Below are 18,318 nucleotides of genomic sequence, written 5' to 3' on the forward strand. Positions count from 1 at the left end.
GAACAACAATCCCAGCAGAATCAACACGCTGTAACTTGGCTGTAACGGATCTGTCACGATCCAGCGGGATTTGTCGCAACAACCATCTGCACCTCGATGAGTGCATTCCGTGGCAAGGAGCTCGCCCCGACAGCCGTGCGAACATGCTTGCCCGCCTCGCCAAAGACATCGACCATCAAATCAGAGAAGCCGTCCATGACCCCGGCCAGCTTGTCGAACTCCGGCGTCGCGTTCACAAAACCCGTAACACTCACCACGGATGCCACGCGCTCCAGCGAGCCTAGTTCGCTCGCCAACATCGCCAGCGCACGCAACCCGCTCGCACGCGCCGCGCTGTAACCTTCTTCAACGCTGCGGTTCTCCCCCATGCGCCCCGTGATCACCACGTCACCATGCAGCGAGATAGCTCCAGCCAAAAAGCACAACCCACCCATCTGCTTCGCCAGCAGATAATTTGCCGCGGGCTTCGGGGCCTGCGCCAACTCAATCCCCAGCGCCTTCAATCGTGCGTCAATATTCATATCCGTCGTTACTCCAGCAGGTACGCTAGCAACGCCATGCGTACATAGAGGCCGTTCTTTGCCTGCCGGAAGTACGCTGCCCGCAGGTTGCGATCGACGCCCGCAGGAAGCTCCTGCAAGCGCGGCAACGCGTGCAGAATAATCGCCTCCGGCTTGAGCTGATCCGCAACCTCTTCCGTGAGAATGTACAGCGCCTTCACCGCCTCGTACTCCTCATCCGACGCAAAACGTTCACGCTGCACCCGCGTCATATAGACCACGTCCGCCTCGCGCAGAATCTCCGTACTGAACTCTTCGGTCTCCACCACAACGACACCGCGCTGCTGCAACTCCGCCACCGACTCCGCCGGCAGACGCAACGTTGGCGGAGCGATCATCGTGACGTGCAACCCAGGAAAAAGGCTGAGCAAGGGCAACAAAGAATGCACCGTGCGACCGTTCTTCAGATCACCCACGACCGCAATGCGCAGCCCATGCAGACGGTGCAACTCCTTGCGAATCGTGTACGCATCCAGCAAGGCCTGCGTCGGATGCTCCCCCGCCCCGTCCCCGGCGTTGATCACCGGCACCGGCGACGCGCTCGCCGCCTCCGTCACGGCACCCCGCTCGAAGTGGCGCAGTGCGATCACGTCCGCATAGCCACCAATCACTCGCGCCGTATCGGCAATCGACTCGCCCTTCGCAGCAGACGAGTTGTCGACCGCATTCTCCGCCGTCAGCACACCGCCACCCAGCCGCTGCATCGCGGCCTCGAACGAGAAGCGCGTACGCGTGCTTGGCTCATAGAACATTGTCGCCAGGATGCGTCCGCTCAACCGCGTGCGCGACTTGCGCTCGACCTCATCGCGCTCAAACTCCCACGCCAGCTCGAAGAGGTCCTGCAGCAGTGTCACATCCATCAACTGCTTCACGCTAAGCACATGCTGAAGCTTCTCAGCCATTTCCAAACACCTTCCCGCGCAGAATCGTCGCGCGCACGCTTCCAGGGAACGTAAAGCCTTCAAACGGGCTCCACGCACACTTCGTCTTCACACTTTCGCGCGTCACCGTGTACGGCGTCTGCATATCCAGCACCGTCAGCGATCCCGCATAACCCGCAGCAATCGCGCCAAAGCCTTCGCCGAGCTCCTTCGGAAGAAACTCGCGCACAAACCGCGCCGGGTTCGCAGAGAAATACTTGCAAATTAACTCTGGCGTAAACCCATGCTCCGCCATCAGCCACGTCGCAAACGGAGCCAGCGTATCGAGATGCGGCACACCGCTTGCGCCCTTCAGCTTCTCTTCGTGCGAGTGCGGCGCGTGGTCCGTTGCCACATAGTCAATGTCGCCTCGCCGCAACGCCTCGATCATCGCCAACCGGTCTTCCGTGGCTCGTAGCGGAGGATTCATCTGCAGCCACAAGCGGTTCTCCTCCGTCAGCGACGACGTATCAAAGAAGAGATGATGCGGCGTCACCTCAGCCGTCACCTTCACACCACGCTGCTTCGCCGCCACAATCATCGGCAGACCTTCGCGCGTGGAGTAATGACAAAGCTTGCCCTGCAACTCGTACTTCTCGATCAACTGCAGCGCCAGCGCCGTCGCAGACACCTCCGCTTGCGCAGGCCGACGCTCTTCATGCGTCGGCTCGCCGCGATGCGCGTCCATGATGATCGGATCTTCGCAATGAAAGCTGACGTTCTTGCCGCGATAGCGTGCAATCGCCTGCTCCAACTGCTCCGCGCTGGTAAAGAAAAGATCCCCCACCGACGGCCCCATGAACGCCTTATACGGCACATGGCGATGCAGCGGATTCGTCGTCGGCCCAATTCCCGCATAGAGCGTCACATGCACGTCGCTCTTCGCCGTCAGCTTTTCTTTCTCGGCATACAGCTCATCGTTCACCGGAGCGATCACGTTGTTCGGCATGTCCGCCACCTGCACCACGCCACCGTGCACAGCCGCAGCAGAGGTCGTCGTGAAGTCTTCCTTGTACATCTGCTTCCCGCTCGCATCTTCACGCGCGTGGATATGGATGTCGCCAAAGCCCGGAAAGATCAGGCAGCCCGTCGTATCGAGATCGCTCTCGCCGCGCGCGTCTTCCACGCTCACAATCAGGCCGGTTGCATCGTCAATAACGACCGCACCCTGCCAAACCCGATCTTCCGCAACCAACGTTCCTTCAACGCGCACTCTTCGTCACCCGTGCTTCTTCGATTTCCTGATGCAGCGCCTGCGCTGCCGCCCGCGGACTCTCCGCAAAGATCACTCCGCGCGAGCTGGAAATCATCAGCCCGCCACCGCGACCATCCAGCCCAGCATCCACCACCGCACGCACATCACCGCCCTGCGCCCCGATACCCGGCACAAGGAACGGCAGCGTCGCAGCCGTCGCACGCACTTCGCGCATCTCCTCCGGCCACGTCGCTCCAACCACCAGCGCGCAGTTGCCGCGAGCGTTCCACTGCGTGCTCACCTGGTGCGCAACCCGCTTCCACAAAGGCTGCCCTTCAACCAGCAGGTCCTGCAACTCGCCCGCACCGGGGTTCGACGTGCGGCAGAGCACGATCGACAACTTATCGTCACGCTCCAGAAACGGCTTCAGCGCCTCGCTCCCAAGATACGGATGCAGCGTCACCGCATCGAAGCCCATCGCATCAAAGATCGACTCCACGTAGCCGCGATTCGTATTGCCGATGTCCGCCCGCTTCGCATCGCAGATCGTCACAGCTTTCGGTGCAGCCTCGCGAAGAAACGCAACCGTGCGCTCCATCTCCAGTACGCCCTGCGCGCCACGGGCCTCATAGAACGCAGCGTTCAACTTGTACGCACCGATATACTCGCGCGTCTCTTCAATCACCCAACGGTTGAACGCCAGTTGCGGCTCCGCCTGCGACTGAAACCGCTCCGGCAGCAAGCCCAGCTCAGAGTCCAACCCAACACAAACCAATGAGCCTGCACGTTCAAACTTCTCGATCACTGGATTCATGCGCGTGGCCTCCAGTCGCGCGGATCACGCAGCCACTCACGCACGGCAGCAGCCTCGCCTTCACTCACGCGGCCCTCGGCCGACGCCGTCTCCAGCACCTCTCCAAACGTCGTCAATGCATGCAGCGTCACACCTGCGTCGCGGAACTTCTCTTCCGCCTCCGCAAAGCCGTAGCTGATGATGGCGAAGCAGTCCGTAACCTCGGCACCTTCCGCCCGCAGCATCTCAATCGCCGCCAGCGAACTCATACCCGTCGTCACCAGGTCTTCAACCAGCACCACACGCTTGCCCGCAACATCGCCACCTTCGACCAGCTTCTTCGTGCCGTGGTCCTTGGCCTGCTTGCGCACAAACACGCTCGGCTTGGCCGTCGCAAACCCCAGCGCAGCCGAGTGCGGAATACCCGCAGCCTCAACGCCCGCAATCACATCGCACGCGAGCTCTTCTTCCGCGATCACCTGCGCGAAGCCTTCGATCACCTGCTTCCACTGTGTCGGCCAAAACGGAAAGCGGCGATTGTCGCAGTAAACCGGCGACACGATACCGCTCTTGAACGTGATCGGCTGCGACGCGCAAAAACCCGCCGCACCAATCTCCAGAATTGCCTGCGCTATCTGCTTCACGCGCTCACCGCCTCCGTCTCTGCTTCCCAGATTTCCTGCGCCAGCGCAGGGTTCCACATCGCTGCCGTCGCACTCATCACCGCATCCGCGCCCGCAGCCCGATACTCCGCATAATCCGCCGCAGAAGAAACTCCCCCCACGCCGCAGATCTCATACGAAAGCCCAAGCTCCTCGCGCAGACGCGCCAGCTTCTTCACCATCGCCACGCCTGCCCAGCGGATCGAGCGGCCGCAAACTCCGCTCATCAAGCGGCCTTCGCCCGGCAACGCCTGGTTGCCCTCGCGATCGCGAACCTCCGCCGAAATCGTGTTGATCGCCGAAAGCCCGCTGACGAACGGCCCAAGTACGCGCACCAACTCTTCGAGCTTCGCATCGTCCTTGAAGTACGCCATCTTGATCAGCAGCGGCGTCTCGCCCAGCTCTTCGCGGATCGCTTCCGCCACCCGCTGCGACCGCTCCACATCGAAGCAGAGCAGGTTCGCCGTTCCCTCATTCGGGCAGCTGAAGTTCACCTCGACCGCCTTCACGCCGGTCTCACGCATCAACCGCGCGCCCCGCCGAAAGTCCTCGATGTACTCAGCCACGCCGCCGCCATGCTCCGGCAACGTGCCCTGGTAGCTGCCCACAACCAACTGCCCCGGCTGCGCATAGCGCACGCACTCGGCAAGGTCCGGCTGCCACACGTCAGGAGACATCGACGGCACGCCAAAAGAGTTTGTAATCGAGAGCGGCTCTTCGTACTCTTCGCCTGCAATCAGCGTCCGGCCATCTGCTGCCAGATCGCCTTCCACCTTCACCGGCAACACGTTCGGCCAGGCGTGGCTTTTGTACGCCCCTGTCCGTACGGTCTTGTAAACAGGTACGTCAAAACCCTTATCCAGAGCGGCTTTCACGAACTTTCCGTTCACCAGCGGACCTGCTGGAATCCCGAACGGCTGCCAAACTTTCTGACCGGCAAAAGAAAAGCGCGGATCGCCCGCGCGTCTTAAAACTCCCGGTTTGCTGAATTCTCCAAATGGTCCGCGCTCGTAGTTTTCTTCATACGACAGCAACGGGTTGTACATTGGCTCGACTAGCATCCACCACCCTTTATGAGGGTAACACTAGGGTTCGAGAATACGCATCACCTTACCACCCGCATGTGCGCGAACAACGTACGCTCCCTCCCCCGCAGGCAGCACCACAGCCTGCCCCTTCGGCAGCCGCGTCTCCTCGCTGCCGTCCAACGCCCGCAGCGAAGCGCCTTCCACAAGAGCAACAAAGATCTGCAGTTTGCCCACCGCATCCAGCGGAGTCGCTTCGTTGGCCGTCAGCTTCAGCTCATCCACCGCAAAGTACTCGCACCCGACAAGCCGCGTGTACTGCTCATGCTCTTCCGCAGCGACCAGCCCAGCCTTCGTCTCCATCTTCGAAACAGCCAGTCCCTGCTGCAAATGCAACTCGCGCGGACGCCCATAGTCGTACAGCCGATACGTCACATCGCTGTACTCCTGCGTCTCCAGCACCGTCATCCCGGGCCCAATCGCGTGGATCGTTCCGGCATCGACGAAGGCCAGATCGCCAGCCTTCACCGGCACCATCTTCATCTTGCTTTCCATCGTGCCGTCGGCAATCGACGCAGCCAGGTCTTCGACCTTCACCCCGGGCTTCAGACCCAACGCAATCTCTGCTCCAGGCTCCGCCTCCAGGATGTACCAGCACTCCGTCTTGCCGCGGGCCTCGCCAATAAGCCGTGCTTCCTCATCATTGGGATGCACCTGCACACTCAGCTTCTCCTTGGGCAGCAGAATCTTCAGCAGCAGGGGAAAGTCAGGCAGCAGATCGCCCAGCCTCTTGCCCGGCTCCCCGCCCTCGGCAACAGGACACTCCAACGCCGTCAGCCACACCTCACCGATCGGCTTGCCGGGTTCCGGCTGAGGGTATGGGGCGGGCAGTTGCTCCACGCCCCATATGCGTTCCTTCAAGATCGGCTCAAGAACCAGCAGTCCCATGCGACGGTAAAACTCCCTTTGAGGTGTGTACTCAGCAGCGTACTACGTCACTGGCATGGGATGACAAGAACGTCGTCTTTCTCCAACGCAAGTTGCAGGTCATCCTTCTGCCCGCCCACAACCTCAGCCGTCGACTTGCCCACAACCGGCTTGCCCAACCGGCAGCCCATCATCCACGTTTCATCAATCGGCACCGTACGCTTCTCCGCCGCACCGCGATGGATCACGACCAGCGCACGCTCTTCACTTGCCTTCTGCGCTCCGCACGCCTCCGGCGCTGCCGCATGGCGCATATCGCGCAGGAAGACGAGCGTGTCCTTGTCCGTCTCCAGCAACTGTTCCGCACCGCAGCTCAGCGCCGGGTTCTCCCGCCGCACCTTCGCCAGCGTCGACACCCAGTCGAACATCGTCGCCTGCTCGCCCACACGGCCAGCCGCCGTAAACGCGCTCACCTTCTGGTCCGTAAACCCGCCCGGAAAGTCGCGGCGATTGTCAGGATCATCCTTGCCACGCATCGCAAGCTCGTCGCCGGAGTAAATCTGCGGGAAGCCGCGTGACAGCATCACGTACGCAAACGCCTCACGCATCGCCGCATCGCTGGAAGCCTCTTCGCGGAACCGCGACGTATCGTGGTTACCGATAAACATCGGCAGACGCTCCGGGTGCGGATACAGCGAATCATCCGCCAGCACATCCGTCAGCTTGTCCATCGACTTGCCCTTCAGAAAGACCTCACGCACCGCGAAGTACGTCGGGAAATCGAACGGCGTATCCAAGCCCGTATCCACACCCACGCGCGTCACTCCGCCCGCATAGGACGACGTAAACACTGGGTTCGGCGAGAACGTCTCCCCCACAGACGTCAGCCGCGGATACAGCTTCCGCAGCGTCGCATGAAACTCATGCCAGAACGCCCGCTCGACATACGGATACGTATCAATACGCAGCCCATCCGCGCCCGTCTCTTCAATCCACCAGATCGCGTTCTGCCGCAGATACTGCGCCACCGCCGGGCTACTCGTATTCATGTCCGGCAACGCGTTCGCAAACCATCCCTGCTGCGTCGCCCGCTTGTCACGTTCGCTCGCGTGCGGATCAATCAACGCCTGAAAGTCACTCTCGGCCTCTTCATGATTCGCCTTCGTTCCATGGAACCAGTCCGGCGCAGGCGCATCGGCCAGCCAGGGGTTCGCCGGCCCAACATGGTTCGGCACCGTGTCCAGCACCAGCTTCATGCCGCGCGCATGCAGAGCCTTGCCCAGCGACTGAAGGTCCTCCAGCGTGCCATAGTGCTCGTCCACGCGATACATATCCGTCGCACCATAGCCGTGATAGCTGTCAGCCTCATGGTTCTGATACACCGGCGTCATCCACACCGTCGTGGCGCCAAGCTCTTGAATGTACTTCAGATGATCTTCGATCCCGCGCAGATCGCCGCCATGCCATCCACGAACCAACGCGCGCTGCTGCGCCGCATCTGCGCTGGAAGCAGCAGCATCGGCGTGCAGGCCATCGTTCTTCAAATCGCCATCCGCGAAGCGGTCGGTCATGATGAGGTACATCACGTCGCTCGAATTAAAGCCTGCAAACCCCGCCGACGCAGCCTTGCGCTGCTCGAAGCGATAGCTCGCCTCAGCGTGCTCTGCCCCCACCCGCGCGCGCAGAATCACCGTCTCGGGCTTCGTCGGCGAAGCAGCCAGCCACACCTGCGCCCAGTGCCCATTCTCGCTCGGCACCACACGCTCCACCCGCAGCGATTTATCGCTCAGCGAAAACGTCGCAGTCTTCAGACCTTCACCATGAACGAGCAACATTGGCTTCGGCATCTGCGCCCACCAGTTAGGAGGATCAACCTTATCGATCTTCACCTGAGCGCTCATCACAGCGCTTCCCGTCAACAAACAAGCCAGAGCCAGCAATTGCTTCATCGTTTCAAAAACCTCTTTTACTTAAGGCAAAACGGCCCGGCGATCACTCGCCGGGCCGTTTTGGTTCATTGCACTTCGTTGACGACCTACAGTTAGAAGCTCACACGGAAGCCAAGCTCGACTTCACGCTGCGACTCATAACGAATGCCGCTGATCGTGCCGAAGCTGCCAGTCTGTGTGGGCGAAACTACGTAGTTCGCACCCGAAGCAGCACCATCATGAATGGTTGAATCAGGATTGGTGAACTGCGGGTGGTTGAACAGATTGAACGCCTGCGCACGGAACTCCGCATTCACGCGCTGCGTGATGTGGAAGCCCTTGAACGCGGACATGTCCAGGTCGTTGTAGCCCGGGCCATAGTACTTGTTACGCGACAGGTTACCGACGCGAGTATAGCCACCAGCAGTGCTCGTCGGAGGCGTCGTGAACGTACCCGTGAAGTAAACATACTGACCAGCCACCGAGTTTGCACCTCCCAGACGGGCATGCGAAGAGGGCTTGTAGGAAAGCACGTCAGGACGGTTGTCAGCCAGCGAGTTCGTTCCCGAAGTCGAGAAATCAAACGGCGAACCGCTGGTGAGCGTGTACAGAGGATTGATCTGCCATCCGCCGATCACTTCATCGATGTACCAGGGAACGTTCGAGCCAAACTTCTGGCCACGGCCGAAGGGGAGCTTGTACGTTGCGCTGGCTACGAGGACGTGGCGAATATCCTGATCCGAGTTGCCGTAGTTCGAGAGGAAATCAGGCTGACCATTCGCCTTGATCTGGATACGGCCCGATCCGCTGTTGGTTGAGAACGCGCCGTTGGAGTTATCCAGCGTATGCGAGTAGGTATACGCACCGGTGAGCGTCAAGCCATTCGGCATGTTCCGCGTCACCTGCATCTGCAGACCGTTGTAGTTCGACGATCCACAAGCGCAGCCTTCCGTGATCGTTCCACGGGTCGGATAGATCAAACCGCCAGCAACACCTGTCGTCGTCGAGCCAGTGCCACCGAGGTAAGGCTGGTTGGCGTTGAACCATGTCATCAAATGCTGAGACGTGGTGCCGACGTAAGAAACGGTCAGCGAGGTGTAGTGATCAATAGCCTGCTGCACCTGCAGGTTGAACTGCTGGATCTGGCTATTCTGGTTCGTCGGGCGAACGGCAATGACGGTCGCAGTTCCAGGATCAGCAGTTGTCGCGACGACAGGAAGCGGAAGAGCTGCCTTCGTTGCGCTCGCGTCGTTGGTACCGGCCGCTACCTGACCGGTAAACGTTACGCGATAGCCGGCAGATGCCAGATAGCTATACGTGCCGTTGTAGCCGGGGTTGTTGCTGAGCTGGTTGCCTACACCGCCACGGTCCAGGAAGTAGAAGATGCCGTAGCCACCGCGAATCGACGTCTTGCCGTTACCGAAAACGTCATAAGCAAAACCGATGCGCGGAGCGATGTTGTTCTTGTCCGTGTTGACCAGCGAACGAGAGTGGCCATTCTGACCCGCTGCGAAAATCGTGCCCGAAGCGATGTCATAGTTCCCCTGGTTGTTGTACACCTCATACGGCGAGGTGTACAGGTCATAGCGGACACCAAGGTTCAGCGTCAGACGCGGAGTGATCTTCCAGTCGTCCTGAGCGAAGAAGCCATCTTCCGTATTCTTCGTATAGAAGTAGTTGGTCGACGGTCCAATGATGTAATCGGTAAAGCCCGAAACGAGTTCCGAAGACTCATAGCCCGTGAAGCGGCCCGTGCCCGGATAGTTCGGTCCACCGATTTGGAAGAAACCCTTACCGTCGTTGCCCTGGAAGAAGTCCACTTCGCGGTTGATGAAGTTCACACCTGCTTTGAACGTGTGGTTCTTGTGCGTCCACGTCACAGCATCCGCAAACTGCATGGTGTGCTGCGGCACAGAGTACGGCCCACCGTCACCGGTGTACTCGATTTCCGTGCTGCTGCCACCGATGAGCGCACCACCACCCAGCTGGGCGTTACGGTTCGCGTTCACGATGCCGAGGTTGGCAGAAACCGCCTGGTTGTACAGGGGCGGCAGGTAAGAGTAGATGTCCTTGTTGTAGCCGAAACGGAACTCGTTGATGAGGTTCGACGTAAGGATGCGCGTGTAGCCAAAGGCTCCGCCGCGAGGACGCGTTACATTGTTACCCGAGCCATAACCAGCAGGCAGGGCGCTGAATTCGCTGTTGATTGGGTTATCGTCCTGCGCATAGCTGAAGCGCACAAAGAACGAGTCCTTCGCCGTCGGATGGAAGTCAAGGCGAGCATCCATGTCGTTGTAGTTCAGCAGCGAGCTACGCAGCGCATAGAAGTTCTGGATGACGCCCGAACGCGTCGGGGCATCATAGGCGTTGAAGTAATTCATCGCCGCAGCGTTCCGGCGGGCAAGGGGAATCAAGTTCGGATTTGCTGTCGTACCGAACTGGGTGCAAGTGGTCGGATCGAAAATCGCGCCGTTATCTGCACTTGCGTTATAAACCTGCTGCGCGGTCAAGCCGCCAGCGCCGGTCACGGTGCTGTACGTATGCCCATTCAGCGTGGTCACACTGGTGCAACCCGTCAACGTGGGGTCGGGAAGCGTGGTCGTTCCGAGGCCCACCAGTTCGCCGAAATCACCCTGGCGCATGCGCGCCGTAGGAACGGTGACGAAGCCAGCTGCCTGCGGAACCTTCTGACGCAGGCCCTGATAATCAGCAAAGAAAAACAGCTTGTCCTTCCAGATAGGAAGGCCGATGCTGCCACCGAACGTCTTCTTCTGGAACGAAGGCTTCGCCGTCGTTGGCGAGAAGTAGTTGGGGTTCGCATCGAACGCCGCCGCACGGTACAGGCCGAAAGCCGATCCGTGGATCTGGTTCGTACCCGACTTGATAGAGGTGTTCACGATTGCGCCGCCTGCGCGGCCGAACTCTGCTGGCGCCACCGAGGTGGTGACACGGAACTCCTGCACGGCTTCCGGTGGAGAAAAGAAGATGATCGTGTTGACCAAGGCTTCGTTGTTATCCACGCCGTCGAGCAGGAAGTTGTTAGCCTGCTGGCGAAGTCCGTTTACCGAAAGTGCAGCACCACCAGAGTCCTTGTAGCGGAAGGTTTCCACCGCACCAGATTGGCCGGAAGCCGCCGAAGCCGGAGCACCACGCGTAACGCCCGGCATCAGAGTGGCGAACTGGGTGAAGTTGCGACCGTTCACCGGAAGGTCAACCACCTGGGTGCCTTCAACGACGCCACCGGTGGATGAGGTTGAGGTATCGACCACAGGAGCGGCATCCGTTACGTCGACCGTTGTGCTGGTGCCGCCGGTGACTAGCTTAAAGGAGATCGTCTGCACCTGCTGCACCTGAAGCTCGAACGCCTGCTTCTGGGTGTTGAAGCCGGGCATCGAAATCTCGATGCGGTAGTGACCACGCATCTCAGCCGGGAAGGTGAACTCGCCACCCGAACCGGTCGTCCTGTCCTCGACAGCGCCGGTATCTACATTAACGAGCTTTACGGCGGCGCCGGGGAGCAGAGCTCCGGTCGAATCGACCGCCGTTCCGGTGATACGTCCTGTATCGCTTTGGGCCAGCAGGGATCCTGTCCCGGCCGCCAGAAGCGCCGCCATCAGAGCGAAGCTACGAAGCTTCGAACGACGGCTATTTCCAAAAGGTGAATACATGGTGTTGCCTCCAAAAAAGTGCAATCGGGCCTGGTTGGGCTACGTCTGAAAATCTACTTCCCGTTCCCAAAGGAGAATGCGATTGCAACGCGGGCAACCTTGCTTGCCTCTGCGACATCAGCGCAATCCTCTGAACGGCGTTTCTATTTCAATTTTTCTTCAACTATCAAATCTCTATAAATCAATCACTTAGATTCAACCCGCCTTCGCTGAAAAGACCATCGAACGAGAGTGTTACAGTGTCAGTTGCGTACTTCAGGCCCCTCGTTTGCATGCAAAACCCTGTCCAAAACCCGCGCCTCACCTTCGGACTCTTTGAGATTGATCTCGAGACCGGTGAGCTTTGGAAGGCAGGCTTTCGCATCAAGCTGCAGAGCCAGCCCTTCAAGGTGCTCGCCTGCCTGCTGGAGCGGCCCGGACAGATCATCACCCGCGAAGAGCTACAGTTGCGCCTCTGGGGCAAAGACACGGTCGTCGACTTCGACCACTCCCTCGGCACCGCCGTCAACAAGATCCGCGAAGCCCTCGGCGACTCCGCCGACAATCCCCGCTTCGTCGAAACCCTCTCCCGCCGCGGCTACCGCTTCGTCGCTCCCGTGACCAGAGTCGCTCCGCCGCCGCAAGTGCTTCCAGCAGAAGAGCCTGCCGCCACACCCCCCGCAGTGGAGAAAGCCTCCGACGCGGGCTCTGCTCCGCCAGAGCCTCTCGCCGCAGAGCCCGCAGCTCCTCCCCTCCGCGCAGAGCGAAACAACGGCATCCTTTATTTACTCCTGGCTACAGCCACAACCCTGACAGCGCTGGCCAGCGGCTACTTCATCGGGCATCAACGCACATCCGTAACGCCTCCCCATATCATCCAAATTACTCATAACGGGCATCTTGCCCCCTCGGGCAACGCTACCGAAAACTTTGCCGCCGAAGTCACCGACGGCCCCTATCTCTATGCTCCCACGCTCGAAAGCGGCCACTACGGTCTCACCGCTATCGAACTCGCCGGGGGCAACAGCATTCCGATGCAGATTCCCTCGGACGTCGCCAGCCCCACGCTCGGGGACATCTCTCCCGATGGCTCGCACCTGCTTCTGCGCGACCACCTCTCTCCCGAATCCGAGCAGCCTCTCTGGGTCGTTCCCACCATCGGCGGCTCCGCCCAGCGCATCGGCAGCGTCCTCGCGCACGACGCCACCTGGATGCCCGACGGCATCACCATTCTCTACGCCAGCGGCAACGACCTCTTCACCACGCGCTCCGGCACTAGCTCCCCCGAGCACTACGCCACGCTTCCCGGCCGCGCCTTCTGGCTGCGCTGGCAGCCAAACGGCAAGCTGCTCCGCTTCACGGTCATCGACCCCATCACCCACACCGTGGCGCTTTATCAGCTCAACGCCAGCGACCGCCAGCCCAAGCGCCTGCTCGCGGGCTTCTCCCAACCCTCCGGCGAGTGCTGCGGCGTGTGGACCGCCGACGGCTCGCAGTTTGTCTTCCAAAGCAGCCACGGCGGCACCGACAACCTCTGGCAACTTACTGGAAGCGCAACCACTTCGCCCATCCAGCTTACCGACGGCCCCCTGCAGTTCCAGTCGCCGGTAGCTTCCCGCACCGGGCACCGCATCTACTTCCAGGGCGTCGACGCCCGCTCCGAATTCGAGCGCGTCTCCCCCACAGGCGACGTCACTGCCGACGACTCCTTCCTTGCAGGTGCAGTGCGCCTCGACTACTCGCGAGACGGCCAGTGGGTCGTCTGGACAGACTCCAACGGCCTTCTCTGGCGCGCCCGCGCCGACGGCCGCGAACGCCTGCAGCTCTCGCCCGACGGCCTCGACGTCTTCCTCGCCCGCTGGTCGCCCGACGGCAAGCAGCTCGTCGCCATGGCCCGTGAACCAGGCAAAGCATGGCGTATCTATGAGATACCGTCCAGCGGTGGCAGCATCAAGCCGCTTGTGGACGACGCCCGCAACGCAGCCGACCCCTCCTGGTCGAACGACGGCACGACCATCGCCTTCGGCCGCCTGAATGACACACTGGGCAAGGAAAACGCCGAACGCGGCATCAATCTCCTGCATCTGGATACCGGCAAGACAGAGCCGCTGCCCAACTCGCAGGGACTTTTCAGCCCTCGATGGTCACCCGACGGCCACTATCTCGCCGCCCTCACGCTCGACCAGCGCGAGGTGCGCCTCTACAACTTCGCCACCAAAAGCTGGACGACGATCACCAGCGACTCTGGAGCCGACCCCGTCTGGTCCTCCGACAGCCGCTTCCTCTACGTCCATGCCTCGCTCGACCCCAGCCAGCCGATCGAGCGGATCTCCATCCCCGACGGCAAGGTAACGGTGCTCGTACGCTTGGCCGATTCCCGCGCCCACGGCGCCGTCGATTACGTCTTCAGCGGCCTCGCTCCCGGCGATGTGCCCTTGATTCGCACCCGAATTTTCACCGGAAACCTCTTCTCACTCGACCTCAAGCAGTAATCTCGTCGCCCGTAAACAGTTCATAAAAATACGTTTACCTGTTGACAAGAAAATGATGGATGAAAGGCGTGGTCTGCATTGCGCTGATCGATCGCAATCCGGCCTCTTGAAGGTGTTATGCGTCCCCTCAATCTCTTCTCGCTCGGGCTCCTGTCTTTTTCCGCCGCCCTGTACGCTCAGCAGCCCACGGCGCTGCCTGCTTCGGCCCACACCGCTACCGGCCTCGAACTCTCGGGAGCGCAACTTACCCTTCGGGTGGACGCTCTGCGGCCGGACGTTCTCCGGGTCCGCATCTTCCCCAACGGTCACCCGGCCGAGGACGCCTCCTGGGCTGTTCTCCCCGCGGCCCGCACCGCGCGCATCCAGGTCACATCCGAGCCGGACGGCTTCGCCACCTCCAGCCTCCGCGTCTCCGTCGACCCTGACCAGAAGCTCACCGTCGCCGACCTCGACGGACACATCCTGCAGCAGGACGTCCTGCCCGTGCAGTGGAGCTCCGACGGTTTCCGTGTCAGCAAGAAGAAGACCGAGGACGACCACTTCTTCGGCCTCGGCGACAAGATGGGACCGCTCGACCGCGTCGGCGAAACCTTCACCATGTGGAACACCGACAACTTCGGCTTCCAGGAGTCCACCGACCCCATCTACAAGTCCATCCCCTTCTTTTTGGAGATGCACGGCGGCCGCACCATCGGTGTCCTCTTTGACAACACCTTCCGCACCTTCTTTGACTTTGGCCGCGAGCGCAACGACCGCTACACCTTCTCCGCTCCCGCTGGCCCGCTCGACTACTACCTGCTCTACGGCCCTGAGCCCAAGCAGGTCGTCGAAGACTACGCCTGGCTCACCGGCCCCACGCCGCTCCCGCCGCTCTGGGCGCTCGGCTTCCAGCAGTCGCGCTACTCCTACTACCCGCAGTCCATGGTCGAAGACGTCGCCGCTCATCTCCGCCGCGACAAAATCCCGACCGACGTTCTCTGGCTGGACATCGACTTCCAGGACCGCAACCGTCCGTTCACCGTCGACAAATCGCGCTTCCCGGACATGAAGGGCCTGCTCGGCAACCTCGATAAGGACGGCTTCAAGACGATCCTCATCACCGATCTCCACATCGCTCACGTCACCGATGGCACCTACCTGCCCTACACCTCCGGCCACGCGGGCGACCACTTCGTCCACGAGAACGGCAAGGAGTACGTCGGCCCCGTCTGGCCCGGCCCCTCCGTCTTCCCTGACTTCACCCAGGCCTCCTCCCGCAAATGGTGGGGAACGCTCTTCGCGGAGTTCCTCAACGACGGCGCTGCTGGCTTCTGGAACGACATGAACGAGCCAGCCGTCTTCCGTTACCCGTCCAAGACCATGCCCGACGACGTCGAACACCGCATCTCCGGTAACGAAGCGCAGGGCTTTGCGCCGCGCACCGCCTTCCACCCCGAGATCCACAACGTCTTCGGCATGGAGAACTCGCGCGCCACCATGGAAGGCCTGCTGACGCTCCGGCCGAACCTCCGGCCCTTCGTCATGACACGTGCTTCCTTCGCTGGCGGCCAGCGTTACGCCGTCACCTGGACCGGCGATAACTCCTCCACTTGGAACCACTTGCGCGAGACTACCCCGCAGCTTCTCAACCTCGGACTCTCCGGCTTCGCCATGTCTGGAGCGGACGTTGGCGGCTTCGCTGGCTCGCCTCCGGCTGACCTGCTGACCCGCTGGCTGCAGCTTGCCGCCTTCCAGCCCATCGACCGCGACCACTCCGCCAAGGGCACCAATCTGCACGAGCCCTGGGTCGACGGTCCCGAGCATGAGGCCATCCGCCGCCGCTACATAGAAGAACGCTACCGGCTGATGCCCTACCTCTACACCACCGCGGAGGAGATGTCGCGGACCGGCCTGCCCATCACCCGCCCGCTCTTCCTTGAGTTCCCCCACGCCACCACGGACAGCCACCCGCTGGACAACGACGCAACCGGAGAGTTCCTCTTCGGCCCCCGCATCCTGGTGGCCGCAAACCCCTCGCCCGAGGAGGTCGCACCCTACACCGTTCATCTCCCCGAAGGCCTCTGGTACGACTACTGGACCGGCGCAGCGCTCGATCGTCGTGGCTCCATCGGTGCCGCTGACCACGAGATTCGCGATGCGAAGCAGGGCCCGCCGCCGATCATGATCACGCCGAAGCTGGCTGATCTCCCGGTCTACGTTCGCGGCGGCTCGATCATCCCCATGCAGCCGCTGGTGCAGTCCACCAGCGAAACGCCAAACGGCCCGCTGACGCTCCGCGTCTTCCCGCCAGCCACCGGCGAAGCCTGCTCCGGCGACCTGTACACGGACGACGGCCTCACCTTCAACTTCCGCAAGGGCCAGTTCTTCCGCGAGCACTTCACCTGCTCGGCCGCAGCAGACGGATCGCTGACCGTTACGCTCGACGCGCCGAAGGGCAGTTTCAAGCCCTGGTTCCACACTCTGCGGATCGAAGTCGTCGGATCGAAGGCCACAACCGCCACATTGGCAGGAAAATCTCTCTCCCTAGAGCACTCGGAGATTGGCCAGGCCGTAATCTTCACCCCCTCCCAAAAGCCACAAACCATCACCCTGCGCTAGACTCACAGGCCTCAAGCGACACCGTTCCATCGGTGCAGCTTGAGGCCTTCGTCTTTCCAATAGATGCACGGAACATGTACCCTCAGAAGCGAAGATTCTTGCCGCATCAAAAGCTTTTGTAAGGAGTCCCACCCTTGGCCGTTCCTCTCCGAAATCCCAGCGCGCCCGGTTATCGCGAAGACGCATATAGCAAAACCGACACCCGCGCGATGAGCGTGGCCACCGCGCTCTTCTTCATGGTTGGCTTCCTTACGTGTCTTAATGACGTCGTCATTCCGCACCTTAAGAGCATCTTCGAGCTCTCCTATGCCGAAGCCATGCTCGTGCAGTTTGCCTTCTTCATGTCCTACTTCGTCTTCAGCTACCCTGGCGGCAAGCTGGTCGACAAGTTCGGCTACAAGAAAACGATGGTCGCTGGTCTGCTGGTGATGGCGGTCGGCGCGGCTGGCTTCATCCCCGCATCGTACTTCGCGGTCTACGCTATCTTCCTCGGTGCGCTCATCATCCTGGCTGCCGGCATGACGATCGTGCAGGTCGCCGTAAACCCGTACGTCACGGTGATCGGCCCATCCTCCACCGCATCGAGCCGTCTCGTACTGGCCCAGGCATTCAACTCGGTTGGCACGTTCATCGCTCCGCTCATCGGTGCACGCTTCATCCTGAAGGGCATCGGCGAACTGAAGCCCGCGCAGATGCACTCGCTCTCTGCCGCCGCGCTGCAAAGCTACCGCGCGACGCAGGCCTCCTCCGTTCGTATGCCCTACATAGGCATGACGCTCATGCTGGTGCTGCTGGCCGTGGCTCTCGCCACCATCAAGCTGAAGACCACGACCGGCGTCTCCGAGCACACGCAGGACTTCCGTCCCGGCGCCTTCGCGGAAGCGTTGAGCAGCTCGCAAAGCATCTGGTCCAAGCCGTGGCTCATCGGCGGCGCGCTCGGCATCTTTGCTTATGTCGGCGCTGAAGTCTCCATCGGCTCGCTGCTGGTGAACTACATGGGCGAGAAGAGCATCGCAGGCCTGCCGGAAAACCAGGCAGCACAGTTCCTGATGGTCTACTGGGGCGGCGCCATGATCGGCCGCTTCATCGGCTCGGCCATTCTGCAGAAGGTGAAGACAGGTCTCCTGCTTGGCTTTACGGCCATCGTAGCGTTGGCGCTGGTCATCACCAGCATGAACGCTCACGGCTTCACCGGCATCTACGGCACGACGCACATCTTCGCGTACGTCGGCGGTCTGACTCAGACACTCGTGCCGCACTCCGTCGCTATGTGGACGCTGCTCGGCGTTGGCTTCTTCAACTCCGTCATGTTCCCGTCGATCTTCACGCTCGGCATCCAGGACCTCGGCTCGCTTACCTCCAAGGGCTCCAGCCTGATGGTGGCCGCCATCGTCGGCGGCGCGATCCTTCCGCTCACCACCGGCAAGCTGGCCGATCTGCACGGCCCCCAGGCCGCGCTCATCATTCCCGCACTCTGCTACGTGTACATCACCCTTTACGGCCTGATGAGCACACGTCGCCCGCCGGTACTGGAACCAGTCGTCTAACAGCAACGCATCTGCAGCAAAAGG

General features: G+C 61.1%; 12 protein-coding genes. 3 read left to right on the plus strand and 9 right to left on the minus strand.

What is annotated here, in order from left to right:
* Window positions 1-53: 53 nt before the first annotated feature.
* The 9 genes from PW792_13750 to PW792_13790 all read right to left on the minus strand — a co-directional run bounded on the left by PW792_13750 (window position 54) and on the right by PW792_13790 (window position 11,678).
* Window positions 54-521 (minus strand): RidA family protein, encoded by a 468-nt coding sequence (locus PW792_13750; GenBank protein ID MDE1162991.1) that lies wholly within the window; start codon window positions 519-521, stop codon window positions 54-56.
* An 8-nt stretch (window positions 522-529) separates the two neighbouring features.
* Window positions 530-1,462: an aspartate carbamoyltransferase gene (gene pyrB, locus PW792_13755; GenBank protein ID MDE1162992.1), complete on the minus strand. Its 933-nt coding sequence runs from the start codon at window positions 1,460-1,462 to the stop codon at window positions 530-532.
* Window positions 1,455-2,693: an amidohydrolase family protein gene (locus PW792_13760; protein MDE1162993.1), complete on the minus strand. Its 1,239-nt coding sequence runs from the start codon at window positions 2,691-2,693 to the stop codon at window positions 1,455-1,457. Before PW792_13760 ends, pyrB begins: the two co-directional genes overlap by 8 nt.
* Window positions 2,683-3,489: an orotidine-5'-phosphate decarboxylase gene (gene pyrF, locus PW792_13765; GenBank protein MDE1162994.1), complete on the minus strand. Its 807-nt coding sequence runs from the start codon at window positions 3,487-3,489 to the stop codon at window positions 2,683-2,685. Before pyrF ends, PW792_13760 begins: the two co-directional genes overlap by 11 nt.
* The gene (gene pyrE, locus PW792_13770; GenBank protein MDE1162995.1) at window positions 3,486-4,112 is read right to left on the minus strand and encodes an orotate phosphoribosyltransferase; all 627 of its coding nucleotides are present in this window, start codon (window positions 4,110-4,112) and stop codon (window positions 3,486-3,488) included. Before pyrE ends, pyrF begins: the two co-directional genes overlap by 4 nt.
* On the minus strand, window positions 4,109-5,020 hold the full coding sequence (locus PW792_13775) for a hypothetical protein (protein MDE1162996.1): 912 nt from the start codon (window positions 5,018-5,020) through the stop codon (window positions 4,109-4,111). Before PW792_13775 ends, pyrE begins: the two co-directional genes overlap by 4 nt.
* A gap of 195 nt (window positions 5,021-5,215) precedes the next feature.
* The gene (locus PW792_13780) at window positions 5,216-6,103 is read right to left on the minus strand and encodes a class I mannose-6-phosphate isomerase (GenBank protein ID MDE1162997.1); all 888 of its coding nucleotides are present in this window, start codon (window positions 6,101-6,103) and stop codon (window positions 5,216-5,218) included.
* A 47-nt stretch (window positions 6,104-6,150) separates the two neighbouring features.
* Window positions 6,151-8,031 carry an alpha-amylase family glycosyl hydrolase gene (locus PW792_13785; protein MDE1162998.1) on the minus strand — a complete coding sequence of 627 codons (1,881 nt, stop codon included), beginning with the start codon at window positions 8,029-8,031 and terminating at the stop codon, window positions 6,151-6,153.
* A gap of 92 nt (window positions 8,032-8,123) precedes the next feature.
* The gene (locus tag PW792_13790; protein ID MDE1162999.1) at window positions 8,124-11,678 is read right to left on the minus strand and encodes a TonB-dependent receptor; all 3,555 of its coding nucleotides are present in this window, start codon (window positions 11,676-11,678) and stop codon (window positions 8,124-8,126) included.
* 272 nt (window positions 11,679-11,950) lie between these two features.
* On the opposite strand from PW792_13790, the gene PW792_13795 reads away from it, so the two are divergent.
* The 3 genes from PW792_13795 (at window position 11,951) to PW792_13805 (ending at window position 18,294) form a co-directional block, all read left to right on the plus strand.
* Entirely contained in the window at window positions 11,951-14,149 is a 2,199-nt protein-coding gene (locus tag PW792_13795; GenBank protein ID MDE1163000.1) for a winged helix-turn-helix domain-containing protein, read from the plus strand.
* Between the two features lie 117 nt (window positions 14,150-14,266).
* Window positions 14,267-16,747, plus strand: a complete 2,481-nt coding sequence (locus PW792_13800) for a glycoside hydrolase family 31 protein (protein ID MDE1163001.1) — start codon at window positions 14,267-14,269, stop codon at window positions 16,745-16,747.
* 134 nt (window positions 16,748-16,881) lie between these two features.
* Window positions 16,882-18,294 carry a sugar MFS transporter gene (locus tag PW792_13805; protein ID MDE1163002.1) on the plus strand — a complete coding sequence of 471 codons (1,413 nt, stop codon included), beginning with the start codon at window positions 16,882-16,884 and terminating at the stop codon, window positions 18,292-18,294.
* Window positions 18,295-18,318 lie beyond the last annotated feature (24 nt).

The sequence above is a fragment of the Acidobacteriaceae bacterium genome (assembly GCA_028283655.1).
In the GTDB taxonomy this organism is placed as follows: domain Bacteria; phylum Acidobacteriota; class Terriglobia; order Terriglobales; family Acidobacteriaceae; genus Granulicella.